Source organism: Kutzneria buriramensis (genome assembly GCF_003387475.1).
Classification (GTDB): Bacteria; Actinomycetota; Actinomycetes; order Mycobacteriales; family Pseudonocardiaceae; genus Kutzneria; species Kutzneria buriramensis.
In genome coordinates, this window is record NZ_QUNO01000013.1 from 247798 (window position 1) to 262899 (window position 15102).

The window sequence follows — 15102 nt, forward strand, 5'->3', positions numbered from 1 at the left end:
CAGTATCGACTCGTGCCGGATGACGGGTTGTGGACGATCGACGAGCTCTCGGCCGGGGTGGCCGAGGCGTTGACGGCCGACTACCCCGGGCAGGCGAACGGACGGGTGCGGGAGGTGCCCGACCGCCGCACGATCCGCTGGTACACCACGATCGGGCTGTTGGACCGGCCGGCGGCCATGCGGGGCCGCACGGCGCTGTACAGCCGCCGCCACCTGCTGCAGATCGTTGCCATCAAACGACTTCAGGCCGTCGGCAACACCCTCGCCGAGGTACAGCGGCAACTGGTCGGCGCCACCGCGGCGATGCTGGAGGACATCGCTCGACTGCCGGACGGCGCGCCGAGCCCTCCCCCGGCGCCGCGACCCGCACCCGCCAGGGCGAAGTTCTGGGCCGACGCCCCCGCGGCGCCGGTCGCGCCGACCGACCCCGGCCCGGTGGTGGTGCCCGGGATCCGGCTCGGCACGGGCGCGACGCTGCTGCTCGGCGCCGCGACCCACGCCCCCGACACCGAAGAACTGGCCGCCATCGAGGCCGCGGCCAGACCCCTGCTGGAGACGTTGCGCCGGCTCGGGTTGGACCTGTCCGCCGACCGAGAGGGATGACCCGTGCGCGTGCAGCTGACGAACGACGACGACGGACCGACCGAGGACGCCGGCATCGCGGTGCTGCGCACCGAACGCGGCAACCTGCCGCTCGACGAGATCGACCTGACCGCGGCGATCACCGGCCTGGCCGTGCGAACCGAGCTCGCCCAGGGGTTTCGCAACCCGTTCGACGAGCCGCTGGAGGCGACCTACGTCTTCCCGCTGCCCGACCGCGCCGCCGTGACCACGCTGCGGATGGAGGCGGGCGGCCGGGTCGTCGAGGGCGTGCTCAAGGAGCGCGGCGAGGCGCGGGCCGACTACGACCAGGCGATGGCCGCCGGCAAACGGGCCTCGATCGCCGAGGAGGAGCGGCCGGGCGTGTTCACCATGCGCGTCGGCAACATCATGCCGGGCGAGCGGGTCACCGTGCGGATCGGCCTCGCCGGCCTACTGCCGTACGAGGACGGCGAGGCCACGTACCGGTTCCCGCTGGTGGTCGCGCCGCGCTACATCCCGGGCGCCCCGCTGGCCGGGCCGCCGGTCGGCGACGGCGTCGCGCCCGACACCGACGCCGTGCCCGACGCCTCGCGGATCAGCCCACCGGTGCTGCTGCCCGGTTTTCCCAATCCGGTCCGGCTTTCCGCGCTCATCGACATCGACCCGGCGGGTCTGCCGCTGACCGACCTGCGCTCCACGCTGCCGGTCGTCAGCGAGCCGGCCGACGGCGTGACCCAGCGGCTCCGGCTGGCGCCGGGCGAACGGCTCGACCGCGATTTCGTGCTGCGGCTACGGCTCGGCGCCGATGCGGCGGTGACGACGTCGCTGGCGACCCGGCCGGACGCCGACGGTGGCACGTTCACGCTCACCGTGCTGCCGCCGGTGGCGACCGTGCCACCGCGGCCTCGCGATGTCGCGCTGGTGCTCGACCGGTCGGGCAGCATGGGCGGCTGGAAGATGGCCGCCGCACGGCGCGCGGCGGCACGCATCGTCGACACCCTCACGCCGACCGACCGGTTCGTGGTCCTGGCCTTCGACAACGTCGTGGAGACCTCGCCGGAGTTACCGCCGGGGCTGACCGCCGCGACCGACCGCAACAGGTTCCGCGCAGTGCGCCATCTGTCCGCTGTGGACGCCCGGGGCGGCACCGACATGCTGCCGGCCCTGCAGCGTGCCGCGACGGCCCTGGCCGGTGATGATCAGCGGGACCGTGTCCTGGTCCTGGTCACCGACGGCCAGGTCGGCAACGAGGACCAGATTCTCCAGGCGCTCGCGCCCACGCTCGGTTCCGTCCGCGTGCACACCGTCGGCATCGACACCGCCGTGAACGCGGCGTTCCTGCGCCGGCTGGCAACGCGGTCCGGCGGCCGGTGCGAGCTGGTGGAGTCCGAGGACCGGCTGGACGAAGCCATGCGGCACATCCATCACCGCATCGGCACGCCGCTGGTCACCGATGTGGCCGTCCGGTCCGCCGGGCTCCAGGTGGACGAGCGCAGCCTCGCACCGGCCCGGTTGCCCGACCTGTTCGCCGGCGCGCCGGTCGTGATCAGCGGCCGGTACTCCGGCGACAGCGCCGGCGCGGTCCGGGTCGACGGTCGCCTCCCGGACCGGACCGAGTGGCGCACCACGGTTTCCGCCGTGCCGAGCACGAACTCCAGCCTGCCGGCGATCTGGGCCCGAGCCCGGATCCGGGACCTGGAGGACAGCTACGTCATCCGAAGCGGCGGCCAGGCGGAGCTCGAGCGCGAGATCGTCGACGTGTCGCTGCGGTTCACCGTGCTGTCGAGATTCACCTCCTTCGTCGCGGTGGACCCGCGCGTGGTCAACGAAAGCGGTCTTCAGCACCACGTCACCCAACCCGTCGAGACCCCGCACGGCTGGGCCGCGAGCGCGATGGCTCCGATGAGGGCGTTCGCTCCCCCACCGGCGCCCGGCGGGTTCGCGCCCGCAGCCGCGCCGGTCGCCGGCGACGAGCGCCGTCTGCTGAGGCGCCTCGCAGCCAGCGGGCCTCGCCCGGCCCCGTCCCCCAAGGCGATGTCCCCACAGGCAACGCCCCTGTTGCCGCCGTCCGTCGCGGTGTACCTGACGGCCGCGCTGGAGCGCCTCCGGACGCTGGCCACCAGCTCCGAGGCCGAACGCCTCGACCACCTGGTCGCCCTCGCCGAGGACATCGACCGGCGGATCGACGGCTTCGGTCGCGACGGGTTGCCCGAACCGGCGTTGCAGGCACTGCGCGACCTCGCGGCGGAGCTGGCGAAACCCGGCGACCTCGAGGTCCGCTGGCACCGTGCGGTCGAGGTCCTCCAGGCCCTGGCCGAGCAGCGGCGAGACCCCCGGCTGTTCTGGAAGCGGTGACCCGGGCAGGCCGGCGGGCCCGGCGCCCGCCAGCCGCCCTGAGGGCGAGTGACCCGGCCGGCGGTTGCCCGCCCGGTCGGGCGGGCACTACTTGTCTCATGGACACCTTCCGGCACGAGCTCGCGATCTACCTCAACGACCACCTGGCCGGCGCGACCGGCGGCGTCGAACTCGCGCACCGCCTTGCCCACGAGCACGACAGCGCCGAGCTCACCGGGCTCGCCCGCGACATCCAGGAGGACCGGGACAGCCTGCTGCGCATCATGACAGCGCTGGGCGTGCAGCAGGACCACGTGAAGGTCGCCGCCGGCTGGCTCGGCGAGAAGCTGGGCCGGCTCAAGCTCAACGGCCACCTGTTCAGCCGCTCGCCGTTGAGCTACGTGATCGAGCTGGAGGCGATGCGGCTCGGGGTGGACGGCAAGGCCGCCGGCTGGCAGACCCTGCACTGCCTGTCCGAGCACGACAGTCGCCTGGACCGGGCCGACCTGGACGACCTGCTGGCCAGAGCCGAGGCCCAGAGGGAAACCCTGGAGCGGCTGCGGCGCCAGGCCGTGACGGCGGTCTTCGTGAAGTCCTCTTGACCGGAACAGTTCCGGACGCCGATTGGCCGCCGCCGCACGGGGTATCTGCCTGGGGCAATCGAGGCGGTGACGAACGTGATGGAACTGGACTTCGACGACTCCGGCTTACGAGATCTGCGCGCCTACGTGCGGCAGGTCGGCGCGGCGCTGGGTCTGCGCTGCGACTGCGCGTGCGTGCTGACGGAGCGGCCGGTCAGCGTCTACCTGGCCGTGGACGGACACCTGCCGCGCTACCCCGACCGCGACGTCGCCCTGCTGTGGGACGAGAACAGCGGCTGGTCGGCGGCGGTCGAGACGTACAGCGGCGAGGACCTGATCGTCGTCGCGGACATGGGGCCCGAGGTCTGGCCGGTGCCGGGACGGGTCGCGGCCTGGGCGACAAGGCTGCTGGAACCCGCTGATTCGACGCCCCCGCGCCGGGTACCCGTGCGGTGACACGGCAGCTCACGTGAGGAGGCATCATGGCCGAGACCGTCGGCGACTACCTGCTGGGCCGGCTGCGGGACTGGCAGGTGGACCAGGTCTTCGCCTACCCCGGTGACGGCATCAACGGCATCGTCGCGGCCTTCGGACGGGCCGACGACACGCCTCGCTTCATCCAGGCCCGGCACGAGGAGATGGCCGCCTTCGAGGCGGTCGGCTACGCGAAGTTCAGCGGCAAGGTCGGCATCTGCATGGCGACGTCCGGCCCGGGCGCGATCCACCTGCTCAACGGGCTCTACGACGCCAAGCTGGACCACGTGCCGGTGGTGGCGATCGTCGGCCAGACCGCGCGCAGCGCGATGGGGGCCAGCTACCAGCAGGAGGTGGACCTCCAGAGCCTGTTCAAGGACGTCGCGAGCGCCTACCTGGTCGAGGTCAACGTCCCCGAGCAGCTGCCCAACGCGCTGGACCGCGCCATCCGGGTCGCCGAGGCCGAGCGCACGCCGACGGCCGTCATCATCCCCAGCGACCTCCAGGAACAGCCGTACTCGCCGCCGCAGCACGTGTTCAAGCAGTCCCCGTCCAGCCCGCCGAGCCACCCGCACACGGTGACCGTGCCGGACCTGGCGGAGATCGAGCGCGCCGCCGACGTGATCAACGCGGGCAGCAAGGTCGCCATCCTGTGCGGCCAGGGCGCGCGGGCCGCCGCCGACGAGGTGCGCCAGCTGGCCGAGCTGACCGGCGCGGGCGTGGCCAAGGCGTTGCTGGGCAAGGACGTGCTACCCGACGATCTGTCCTATGTGACCGGTTCGATCGGACTGCTCGGCACCCGACCCAGCTACGAGCTGATGACCGGCTGCGACACGCTGGTGATCATCGGCTCGAACTTCCCGTACTCGCAGTTCCTGCCGGAGTACGGCAAGGCCCGCGCCATCCAGATCGACATCGACGGCAAGTTCATCGGCATGCGCTACCCGACCGAGGTCAACCTGGTCGCCGACGCCAAGGCGACGCTGGCCGCGCTGCTGCCGAAGATCGAGCGCAAGGGCGACCGCTCGTGGCGGGAGACGATCGAGTCGAACGTCGCCAAGTGGTGGGAGACGATGGAGCGGGAGTCCATGGTGGACGCCGATCCGGTCAACCCGATGCGCATCACCTGGGAGCTGTCCGCCTGCATCCCGGACAACGCCATCGTCACCTCCGACTCCGGCTCCGCCGCGAACTGGTACGCCCGCACGCTGAAGATGCGCGCCGGCATGCGCGGCTCGCTGTCGGGCACGCTGGCCACCATGGGCCCGGGCGTGCCGTACGCGATCGGCGCGAAGTTCGCCCACCCCGACCGGCCGGCGATCGCGCTGGTCGGCGACGGGGCCATGCAGATGAACGGGCTGGCCGAGCTGATCACCATCAAGCGCTACTACGAGCGCTGGTCGGATCCCCGCTGCGTGATCTGCGTGCTGCACAACAACGACCTGAACCAGGTGACGTGGGAGCTGCGGGCGATGGGCGGCGCGCCCAAGTTCGAGGAGTCCCAGGTGCTGCCGGACATCGACTACGCCGCCATCGCGCGGTCCTTCGGCCTGGGCGGCATCGTCGTCACGGAGCCGGACCGACTGGGCGCGGCCTGGGAGGAGGCGTTCGCCGCCGACCGGCCGGTGGTGCTGGACGTGCACTGCGACCCGAACGTGCCGCCGATCCCGCCGCACGCGACGTTCGAGCAGGTCAAGGCGGCCGCGGAGTCGGTGCTCAAGGGCGACCCGGACGCCTTCGGCCTGGTCACGCAGGGCATCAAGACGAAGCTCCAGGAATTCGTGCCCGGCAGCCGTAAGTGACTACCACAAGAAACCCGCCGCCCTTGACGCTGCCGCCGGTCCACGCCCGGCGGCGGCCCAAGGGCAGCGTGCTCGAGGAGACGCTGTTCACCACCGATCACAAGCGGATCGGTGAGATGTACCTGGTCACCACGTTCGCGTTCTTCCTGCTCGGCGGCGTGCTGGCGCTGCTGATGCGGACGGAGCTGGCGCAGCCGGGACTCCAGTTCCTGTCCCAGGAGCAGTACAACCAGCTGTTCACCATGCACGGCACCATCATGCTGCTGCTGTACGCGACGCCGAACGTCTTCGCCTTCGCCAACCTGGTGCTGCCGTTGCAGATCGGCGCGCCGGACGTGGCGTTCCCCCGTCTCAACGCGTTGTCGTACTGGCTGTACCTGTTCGGCGGCCTGATCGTCGTCTCCGGCTTCCTCACGCCCGGCGGCGCCGCCGACTTCGGCTGGTTCGCCTACGCCCCGCTCAACGAGCTCTCCCACTCCCCCGGCGTCGGCGCCAATCTCTGGGCCGTCGGCCTGATCCTGTCCGGCCTGAGCACGATTCTCGGCTCCGTCAACATGGTCACGACGGTGATCTGCCTGCGCGCGCCCGGCATGACCATGTTCCGGATGCCCATCTTCACCTGGAACATCCTGTTCACCTCGGTGCTGGCGCTGGCCGCGTTCCCGATCCTGACCTCCGCGCTGTTCGGACTGCTGGCCGACCGGACGCTGGGCGCACACGTGTTCGACCCCGCCAACGGCGGCGCGATCCTGTGGCAGCACCTGTTCTGGTTCTTCGGCCATCCCGAGGTGTACATCGTGGCCCTGCCCTACTTCGGCATCGTCACGGAGATCTTCCCGGTGTTCAGCCGAAAACCGTGCTTCGGCTACAAGGGCCTGGTCTATGCCACCATCGCCATCTCCGGTCTGTCCATGACGGTGTGGGCGCACCACATGTTCGCCACCGGCGCGGTGCTGCTGCCGTTCTTCTCGTTCACCAGCTTCCTGATCGCGGTGCCGACCGGCATCAAGTTCTTCAACTGGATCGGCACCATGTGGCGCGGGCAGCTGACCTTCGAGACGCCGATGCTGTTCGCGATCGGGTTCCTGCTGACGTTCCTGTTCGGCGGCCTGTCCGGGGTCATCCTGGCCTCGCCGCCCCTGGACTTCCACGTCACCGACTCGTACTTCGTGATCGCGCACCTGCACTACGTGCTGTTCGGCACCATCGTGTTCTCCACCTTCGCCGGCGTCTACTTCTGGTTCCCGAAGATCACCGGGCGGATGATGGACGAGCGGCTGGGCAAGCTGCACTTCTGGCTGACGTTCATCGGCTTCCACACCACCTTCCTGGTGCAGCACTGGCTCGGCGCGGAGGGCATGCCCCGCCGCTACGCCGACTACCTGACCACCGACGGATTCACCACGCTGAACACCATCTCCACCGTCGGCTCGTACATCCTGGCCCTGTCCATGCTGCCGTTCCTGTGGAACGTGTTCCGCAGCCACCGGTACGGCGAGATCGTGCACGTGGACGACCCGTGGGGCTTCGGGAACTCGCTGGAGTGGGCCACGTCCTGCCCGCCGCCGCGGCACAACTTCCACTCGCTGCCCCGGATCCGCTCCGAACGGCCGGCCTTCGACCTGCACTACCCGCACATCGATCCGGCGCCCGTCCACGAGAGATCCGGATGAGCGGGCCGGAGCGGGACACCAACCAGCGGCTGGCCCGCAACGTCGGGGAGCTGTTACAGGAGCTGCGCGTCGCCCAGAACGGCGTGCAGGTCCTGTTCGGCTTCCTGCTGTCGGTGGTGTTCACCGACAGCTACCGCAAGGCCGGCGACTTCGTGCACGTCACGCACGTGGTCGTGGTGATCCTGACCGCGTCCTCGGCCGGTTTCCTGATCGCCCCGGCGGCCTGGCACCGCGTGCTGTTCCGCCGGGGCGCGCGCGAGGAGATCGTGGGCCGGGCCAGCAGGTTCGTCGTGATCGGACTGGTCCTGCTGGCCGCGGCGATGGCCGGCACCGTGCTGGTCATCGGTTACGTCGTGTTCGGCGGCATCGTCGGCGGCGTGCTCGGCGGCGGCATCGGACTGCTGTTCGTCTCGCTGTGGTTCGCGCTGCCGAAGGCGTTCGACGGAAGGGATCAGGACTCGCCACGGTAGTCCTCGGGCTTGACGCCCGGCATGTCCCCCAGCACCGGATCGGTCTCCGGCGGCTGGTTCGGCATCTGCTGCGGGATGGGGGTCGTGGGCGGCGCCATCGGCACCTCACCCCGCCAGGCCCCGGTCTCGTGGCCGCGCTTCTCGATGAACTCCTTGAACCGCTTCAGGTCGCCGCCGATCCGACTGTCCACGACGCCGAGCGCGGTGCCGGCCTTCTCCGTGAACGTGCCCGGCTCGTACTGCATGGCCAGCGACACCCGGGTGGTCGCCTGGTCGATCGGCTGGAACGTCACCACGCCGCCGTGCGGCGGCCCGCCGACCGTGTTCCACGCGACCAGCTCGTCCGGATGCTGGGCGATGATCTGCGCGTCGAACTCGCGCGTGACGCCACCGATCTTCGTCAGCCAGTGCGTGTGGGTGTCGTCGACCTGGACGACCCGCTCCACCCCGTCCATGAACTCCGGGAAGGACTCGAACTGGGTCCACTGGTTGTAGGCGGTGCGCACCGGCACGTTGACGTCGATGGACTTCTCGATCGTGGTCATGTGTCCCGAATACCCGGGTGGCCGCAGCTCAACCGGGTTTCGCGCGCCGGTCGGCCGGGCACCCGGCGGCATGGCAGGAGCCGTGGAGACAGCCGTGTGGTGGGCGGTCCTGGTCGGCATCTGGCTGACCACGCTGAGTTCCGTCGACGCGCAGGACCTCGTCCTCGCGGCCGCGCTGGCGGTGCCGTGGGCCATCGCGGCGACGCTGGTGCGGCGCGCCTACGGCGGCCGGTGGCGGCCCGCTCAGGCCTGGACGTTGCCGTGGCAGGTGCTGCGCGGTTGTGCCGCGCTGTTCAGCCGGCACGCCGAGCTGCGGGAGATCCAGGTGCAGCCGATCCGGAAGGCGGTCAAGACGGTGGTCGTGTCCGCCTCGCCGAACACGGTCGTGTTGGACGACAAGGGATCCTCGTTGCGGGTGCACGCGTTGGGGCGCGAGTGAACGGCTGGGAGATCGCGACGCTGGCCCTGATGGTCGGCGGCGTGGCGCCGGCGCTGGTGCTGGTCGCCCGCGGCGGTCCGGTGGACCGGCTCATCGGGCTGGAGCTGGGGGCGTCGGTGACGACGCTGACGCTGTTGGTGGCGATCCAGGGCGACGGGCAGTCCTCGTACCTGATCGTGCCGCTGGTGCTGGTGCTGCTGTCGTTCGCCGGCACGCTCGTGTACACCCGCCTGCTGGGGCCGAAGCCGTGATCGCCTGGGTGTTGCTCGCGGCGGGCACCCTCGTGGTCGTCGCCTCATCGGTGGCCGCGGTGCTGGTCAGGGACTTCTACCGCCGGCTGCACTTCCTGACGCCGGTGACGTCGATCGGCGCGCCGCTGATCGGGCTGGCGCTGGCCGTCGAGAACGGGTGGGGCCTGACGACGGCGATCGTGCTGCTGACGGTGGCGCTGCTGGCCTTCACCGCGCCCGTCCTGACGGCGGCGGTCGGACGGGTCGGGGCGCAGCGCGACGGGATCGTGGACTCGTGAACCCGCTGCTCCTGGTGGCATTCGTGCTTGTCGCGGCCGGCGCGACGGTCGTGGTGTTCACGCGTGAGCCGTCCCGCCAGGCCGTGACGCTCGGCGTCTACGGAATCCTGCTGACGCTGCTGTTCGTGCTGCTCCAGGCCCCGGACGTCGCGTTGTCGCAGGTGGCGGTCGGGTCGGCGGTGGTGCCGCTGATGGTGCTGCTGGCCGTGCGGAAGGTACGGGGAGGCAAGCGGTGAGCCGGCGTGCGCGCTGGGTCGTGTTCTGGCTCGGCGGTCTCGGCGTCGCGGTGCTGTTCGTGCTGGCGGTGCTGCGGCTGCCGGAGTTCGGCGGGCTCGTGCACCCGTATCGGGATCTCTCGGTGCCCGCGGCAATGGGGCGCTCGTCGCCGAACGTGGTGTCGTCCATCAACTTCGACCAGCGGGCGCTGGACACGTTGGGCGAGGAGACCATCCTGCTCGGGTCGGTCGTCGGCGCGGCGGCGCTGCTGCGGCCGTCCAAGGACGAGAAGGAGCAGTTGGCCAAGGAGGAAGGCCGGGTGCTGGAGGCGACCAAGCTGCTCGGTTACCTCCTGCTGCCGGTGACCTTGATCCTCGGCGCGGACGTGGTGACGCACGGGCATCTGACTCCCGGCGGCGGGTTCCAGGGCGGAGTCGTGCTCGCCACCGGCCTGCACCTGCTGTATGTCGCCGGCAGCTACCGGATGCTGCGCCGGCTGCGCCCCGTTTCCTGGTATGAGATGGCCGAGGCCGCCGGCGCGGGCGCGTTCGTCGTGCTGGGGTTTGTCGGCCTGTTCCTGGCCGGGTCCTTCCTCGCCAACGTGCTGCCGTGGGGGACGCTCGGCGACCTGTTCTCCAGCGGATCGGTTTTCGCGCTGAACGTCGCCGTCGGCGCGGAGGTCACCTCCGGTGTCGTGGTGCTGCTCGCGCGCTTCCTCGCGCAGGCCCTGTCCGTCCGGGAGGTCAAGTGAATCTCCTGCCCTACCTGGTCGCCGGCTGGCTGCTGCTGATCGGCTGCTTCGGCGTCGTCCGCAGCCGGGACCTGATCCACACGGTGGTGTGCGTCGCCATCGCGCAGTCGGGGACGTACGTGCTGCTGCTCGGCATCGGCTTCCAGCGCGGGGCGTCGGCCCCGGTGCAGGGCGCGCCGGGCGCGGTGGTCGACCCCGTCGTGCAGGCGCTGACGCTGACCGACATCGTCGTCTCGGCCACCGTGACGGCGCTGCTGCTGGCGCTGGTCATCCAGATCTCGAAGCGCGCCGGCACCGTCGATCCCGACGAGCTCGACGAGTTGCGGGGCTGAGACGTGGACCCGAGCTGGCTGCCACCGCTGGGCATTGCGATCCCGCTGGCCGGGGCGTGTGTGGTGCTCGCGCTGGCCAAGTTCGTGCCGCGGCTGGTCGTGGACATCGTGGCCATGGTGACGGCCGTGGTGGCCGTCGGCGCCATGTCGATGCTGCTGGCCTTCACGGCGGCGGGCCGGGTGGTGACCTGGGTCGGCGGGTGGACGCCCGACCACGGCGTGGGCATCGTGCTGGCGGCCGACCCGATCGGGGCCGGTTTCGCGCTGCTGGCCTGCGTGTTGACGGCGTGCGCGCTCATCTACACCTGGCGGTACTTCGACGACGCCGAGGCGCACGTGCACGTGCTGATCCTGCTGTTCATGGCGGGCATGGTCGGCTTCTCACTCACCGCCGACCTGTTCGACCTGTTCGTGTTCCTGGAGCTGATGAGCGCCACCGCGTACGCGCTGACCGGGCACAAGATCGAGGAGCCGCGGTCGGTGCAGGGCGGCTTCACCTTCGGCGTGGTGACGTCGCTGGGGGCGTACTTCTCGCTGGCCGGCATCGGGATCCTGTACGCGCGCACCGGCCAGCTCGGCATGCCGCAGATCGGCACCGCGCTGGCCGGGCACGGCATGGACGCCCTGGTGCTGGCCGCGTTGGTGCTGGTGCTGACCGGGTTGCTGGTGAAGGCGGCGGTCGTGCCGTTCCACTTCTGGCTGGCCGACGCCCACGCCGTCGCGCCGACGCCGGTGTGCGTGCTGTTCTCCGGCGTGATGGCCCCGCTCGGCCTGTACGGTGTGCTGCGGGTGACGACGACCGTCTTCGGCGGCGTGCTGCCGGCGGCATCGGCGCACGGCACGTTTGTGGTGCTGGGCATCGCAACGGCTGTGGTGGGAGCGGTGTTGTGCCTGATGCAGCGGCACCTCAAGCGGATGCTCGCGTACTCAACCATCGCCCACTTGGGCCTGTTCCTCATCGCCATGGCCACGCTGACCGCTTCCGGCGTCGCCGGGGCGGTGGTGTACGTGTTCGGACACGCCGGCGTGAAGGGCGCTTTGTTCCTGATGGTGGGCGTGTTGTTGGCTCGCAAGGGAAACGTCGATGAGTTCGCGCTGTTCTGCGAGGGCCGCGACGAACGGCTGACGAAGTGGTTGCTGCCGCTGGGGGCGCTGGCGCTGGCCGGGCTGCCACCGTTCGGCACCGGGCTGGGCAAGGCGATCAGTGAGGAGTCGACGGAAAGCGTCGCGCTGACGGCGCTGTTCGTGCTGGTCTCGGCGGCGACGGGCGGCGCCGTGCTGCGGGCGTCGCTGCGAATCCACTTCGGACTGGGACCGCCGCCCGACGACACCGATCGTGACACCACCAAGGGCGAGGGCGAGGAGCAGGAGGGCCGCTTCCCCAACCGCGTGCCGGCAACCATGGTGGCGGCGATCGCCGTGCTGCTGACCGGCGGGCTGCTGGTCGGTGTGGTGCCGCAGGTGGCTGAGGCGATGGGCGTCGGGGCGCAGCGGTTCCTCGACCGGAACGGGTTCATCGCACAGGCCATGCACGGGGTCGCGGCGGCTCCGGTCGGCGGCATCGAGACGGCGTGGACCTGGTCGGGGGTGGCGTTGGGGCTGCTCAGCGCGGTGCTGGCGGTGGCGATCGGCTTCGTCGGGGTGCACTTCGGCCTCGGCCGGCTGCGCGGGGCGCTGAAGGCGCCGTTGCACGTGGTGCACCGCCTGCACTCCGGTCACGTCGGCGACTACGCGGCGTGGCTGGTGCTGGGCATGACGGCCGTCGGCGCGCTGTTCGTGATCACCTGACGCGGATACTCTCGCGGCTGCTGGGTAACCCTTGGTCATGGACCGAGTCGTGGTGATCACCGGCGCAACGGGAGGGGTCGGGCGGGCGACCGCGCGCAGGTTCGCCGAGAAGGGCGACCGCGTGGCGCTGCTGGCCCGGGGCGAGGCGGGCCTGGCCGCCGCCGCGGAGGACGTGCGGGAGGCCGGCGGCACGCCGCTGCCCATCCCGGTCGACGTGGCCGACGCCGAGGCGGTGGACAAGGCCGCCACGGCCGTCGAGACGGCGTTCGGGCCGATCGACGTGTGGGTGAACGACGCGTTCAGCTCCGTGTTCGCGCCGGTCGACGAGATCAGCGCCGAGGAGTACCGGCGCGTCACCGAGGTCACCTACCTGGGTTACGTGCACGGCACACTGGCGGCCCTGAAGCGGATGAAGCCGCGCGACCGGGGCACCATCGTGCAGGTCGGCTCCGCGCTGGCGCACCGGGGAATCCCGCTGCAATCCGCGTACTGCGCGGCCAAGCACGCGATCAAGGGGTTCACCGAGTCGCTGCGCTGCGAGCTCATGCACGACCACAGCAACGTGCACGTGACGCTCGTGCACCTGCCGGCCGTCAACACGCCCCAGTTCGACTGGCTGCTGTCGCGGCTGCCGCTGCCGGCGCAGCCGGTGCCGCCCATCTACCAGCCCGAGGTCGCGGCCGAGGCCATCGTGCACGCCGCGGCCCACCCGCGGCGGCGCGAGTACTGGGTCGGCGGCTCGACCGTCGGCACCATCATCGGCGAGAAGCTGGCCGGCGGGCTGCTGGACCGCTACCTGGCCCGCACGGGCTACAACGCGCAGCAGGTGGATCGGACGCCGCCGCGGGACCGGCCGAACCTCTGGGAGCCCGCCGACCGGCAGGCCGACCACGGCGCACACGGGGCGTTCGACTCGGAGGCCAAGCCGCGAAGCAGGCAGTGGTGGCTGAACTCGCGCCGCAACGCGCTGCTCGCCGGCGCGGCGGCCACGACGACCGCCCTGCTGCTGCGCTCGCATCGGAAAGGCAAGGGAGATCATGGAGACGACCGAGCTACGTGACCTGATCACCGCACCCGGCGAGTTCGCGTCGGTGTACTTCGACGCCAGCCACGACACCGAGGACGCGGAGCACGCGCTTCGGCTGCGGTGGCAGGAGATTCGCGCGTCGCTCGAGGACCACGGCGCGGACACCGCGACCGTGCGCGAGCTGGAGCAGGCCGTGATCGACGGCGCGAAGCCGGTCGGCACGGCCGGCCGGGCGCTGATCGCGTCCGGCGGCCGGGTGCTGCTCGACACCTGGCTGCCGGTGCCGCCGGCGAGGCCCACCGTCCGCTGGTCCTCGCTGCCGTATCTGCTGCCGTTGGCCGCCCAGAACGTGCCGCCGGTGCCGTACGTGGTCGTGATCATGGACCGCATCGGCGCGGATCTGCGCGGCTACAGCTCGCACGGCGAGCTGGCCGACAAGACCACTGTGGACGGCTCGGACTTCCCCGTGCACAAGGTCGCCGGCACCGGCTGGACGCATCTGAAGATGCAGCACCGGGTGGAGAACACCGCCCACCACAACGCGTCCGTGGTTGCCGACGCCGTGGCCCACATGGTCGACGACCTCCAGGCGCAGCTCGTCATCGTCGCCGCCGAGGTGCAGGCCCGGACCGAGCTGCGCGAGGCGCTGCCCAAGCGGGTGCTGGAGATCGCCGTCGACACCCAGACCGGCGGCCGAGCCGAGGGCATCGACGAGGCCGCGCTGGAGGCCGAGGTGCGGCTGATCGTCGAGGACTACGCCCGGGCCGCCCAGCAGACCTGGGTGGACAAGTTCGCCGCCGAGCTGAACCGGGATTCCGGCCTGGCGGTGCAGGGTCTGACGGCGGTCACCGCGGCCCTTCGCGAGGCTCGGGCGGACACCGTGATCCTGACCGACGAGCTGGACGGCGAGCGGCCGCTGTGGACCGGCGACGGGTTTGAGCAGGTGGCCGTGGAGAGCGGCGGCATCGCCGAGGGTGCCTCGGCGGAACACCGTGCGGACGAGGCGCTGCCGGCCGCCGCGTCCGTGTCCGGGGCGAATGTCGTTGTGCCGGACGGACATCTGGAGTTGGCGGACGGGGTCGGGGCGCTGCTGCGGTACTGACCGTGCCGGCGGGCGGCGTTTTCGTCACCGCCCCGCGTGGTACCCCTTCCACATGGTGGCACACATCGTCGCAACCACTGTCGACTGCGCCGACCCGAACCGCCTGGCCGACTTCTGGTCGGCGGTGCTCGGCTACCGCACCGTGCAGACCGGGCACAGCACCGACGGCACGTCGTTCGTGGAGATCGGCCCGTCCGATCGGGACTCCACCCGAGGCGTGGTCCTGTTCGAGCAGGTTCCCGACTGCACGCCGAAGACCGGCAAGAACCGGATGCACCTGGACATCGCCGCGCCGCCCGGCCACTACCGGTCGGAGCTGGAGCGGATCATCGGCCTCGGCGCCACCCACCCGGACATCGGCCAGCGCGGCGACGAGCCGTGGACCGTGCTGGCCGATCCGGAGGGCAACGAGTTCTGCGTGCTGGACCGGGACAAGCCGGCTGCCGTAGAGGGATGA

At 71.1% G+C, this 15102-nt stretch carries 18 protein-coding genes; 17 read left to right on the plus strand and 1 reads right to left on the minus strand.

Annotated elements, in window-relative coordinates:
* Positions 1 to 12: 12 nt before the first annotated feature.
* From BCF44_RS34900 to BCF44_RS34930, 7 genes are all read left to right on the plus strand, one after another.
* Positions 13 to 603, plus strand: a complete 591-nt coding sequence (locus BCF44_RS34900; RefSeq protein WP_211353347.1) for a helix-turn-helix domain-containing protein — start codon at positions 13 to 15, stop codon at positions 601 to 603.
* A gap of 3 nt (positions 604 to 606) precedes the next feature.
* Positions 607 to 2937, plus strand: coding sequence for a VIT domain-containing protein (locus BCF44_RS34905; RefSeq protein ID WP_116178699.1), 2331 nt, complete (start codon positions 607 to 609; stop codon positions 2935 to 2937).
* Between the two features lie 98 nt (positions 2938 to 3035).
* Complete coding sequence (locus tag BCF44_RS34910; RefSeq protein ID WP_116178700.1) at positions 3036 to 3518, plus strand: hypothetical protein; 483 nt, start codon at positions 3036 to 3038, stop codon at positions 3516 to 3518.
* A gap of 66 nt (positions 3519 to 3584) precedes the next feature.
* Positions 3585 to 3953, plus strand: a complete 369-nt coding sequence (locus tag BCF44_RS34915) for a DUF6292 family protein (protein WP_116178701.1) — start codon at positions 3585 to 3587, stop codon at positions 3951 to 3953.
* A gap of 26 nt (positions 3954 to 3979) precedes the next feature.
* Positions 3980 to 5773 (plus strand): thiamine pyrophosphate-requiring protein, encoded by a 1794-nt coding sequence (locus BCF44_RS34920; protein WP_116178702.1) that lies wholly within the window; start codon positions 3980 to 3982, stop codon positions 5771 to 5773.
* The gene (gene ctaD, locus BCF44_RS34925; RefSeq protein ID WP_379801621.1) at positions 5770 to 7446 is read left to right on the plus strand and encodes an aa3-type cytochrome oxidase subunit I; all 1677 of its coding nucleotides are present in this window, start codon (positions 5770 to 5772) and stop codon (positions 7444 to 7446) included. Before BCF44_RS34920 ends, ctaD begins: the two co-directional genes overlap by 4 nt.
* Positions 7443 to 7916: a DUF6328 family protein gene (locus BCF44_RS34930; RefSeq protein WP_116178703.1), complete on the plus strand. Its 474-nt coding sequence runs from the start codon at positions 7443 to 7445 to the stop codon at positions 7914 to 7916. Before ctaD ends, BCF44_RS34930 begins: the two co-directional genes overlap by 4 nt.
* Here BCF44_RS34930 and BCF44_RS34935 read toward each other — a convergent pair.
* On the minus strand, positions 7898 to 8461 hold the full coding sequence (locus tag BCF44_RS34935; protein WP_116178704.1) for an SRPBCC family protein: 564 nt from the start codon (positions 8459 to 8461) through the stop codon (positions 7898 to 7900). The two genes, BCF44_RS34930 and BCF44_RS34935, sit on opposite strands and share 19 nt — an antisense overlap.
* Positions 8462 to 8543: 82 nt before the next feature.
* On the opposite strand from BCF44_RS34935, the gene BCF44_RS34940 reads away from it, so the two are divergent.
* The 10 genes from BCF44_RS34940 to BCF44_RS34985 are packed head-to-tail and all read left to right on the plus strand — an operon-like array spanning position 8544 to position 15102.
* The gene (locus tag BCF44_RS34940) at positions 8544 to 8900 is read left to right on the plus strand and encodes a hypothetical protein (protein ID WP_170217878.1); all 357 of its coding nucleotides are present in this window, start codon (positions 8544 to 8546) and stop codon (positions 8898 to 8900) included.
* On the plus strand, positions 8897 to 9151 hold the full coding sequence (locus BCF44_RS34945; RefSeq protein ID WP_246015923.1) for a monovalent cation/H+ antiporter complex subunit F: 255 nt from the start codon (positions 8897 to 8899) through the stop codon (positions 9149 to 9151). Before BCF44_RS34940 ends, BCF44_RS34945 begins: the two co-directional genes overlap by 4 nt.
* The gene (locus BCF44_RS34950; protein ID WP_116178706.1) at positions 9148 to 9429 is read left to right on the plus strand and encodes a monovalent cation/H(+) antiporter subunit G; all 282 of its coding nucleotides are present in this window, start codon (positions 9148 to 9150) and stop codon (positions 9427 to 9429) included. Before BCF44_RS34945 ends, BCF44_RS34950 begins: the two co-directional genes overlap by 4 nt.
* Positions 9426 to 9665: a Na(+)/H(+) antiporter subunit B gene (locus BCF44_RS34955; RefSeq protein ID WP_116178707.1), complete on the plus strand. Its 240-nt coding sequence runs from the start codon at positions 9426 to 9428 to the stop codon at positions 9663 to 9665. The genes BCF44_RS34950 and BCF44_RS34955 overlap by 4 nt, the downstream gene beginning before the upstream one ends.
* Entirely contained in the window at positions 9662 to 10396 is a 735-nt protein-coding gene (locus tag BCF44_RS34960; RefSeq protein ID WP_116178708.1) for an MnhB domain-containing protein, read from the plus strand. Before BCF44_RS34955 ends, BCF44_RS34960 begins: the two co-directional genes overlap by 4 nt.
* The gene (locus tag BCF44_RS34965; protein WP_116178709.1) at positions 10393 to 10728 is read left to right on the plus strand and encodes a sodium:proton antiporter; all 336 of its coding nucleotides are present in this window, start codon (positions 10393 to 10395) and stop codon (positions 10726 to 10728) included. The genes BCF44_RS34960 and BCF44_RS34965 overlap by 4 nt, the downstream gene beginning before the upstream one ends.
* Before the next feature lie 3 nt (positions 10729 to 10731).
* Positions 10732 to 12516: a complex I subunit 5 family protein gene (locus BCF44_RS34970; RefSeq protein ID WP_170217904.1), complete on the plus strand. Its 1785-nt coding sequence runs from the start codon at positions 10732 to 10734 to the stop codon at positions 12514 to 12516.
* 37 nt (positions 12517 to 12553) lie between these two features.
* Entirely contained in the window at positions 12554 to 13576 is a 1023-nt protein-coding gene (locus BCF44_RS34975) for an SDR family oxidoreductase (protein ID WP_116178710.1), read from the plus strand.
* Positions 13554 to 14645, plus strand: coding sequence for an Rv2629 family ribosome hibernation factor (locus BCF44_RS34980; protein ID WP_116178711.1), 1092 nt, complete (start codon positions 13554 to 13556; stop codon positions 14643 to 14645). The genes BCF44_RS34975 and BCF44_RS34980 overlap by 23 nt, the downstream gene beginning before the upstream one ends.
* A gap of 52 nt (positions 14646 to 14697) precedes the next feature.
* A complete protein-coding gene (locus BCF44_RS34985; protein WP_116178712.1) occupies positions 14698 to 15102 on the plus strand; it encodes a VOC family protein in 405 nt (134 codons plus the stop codon).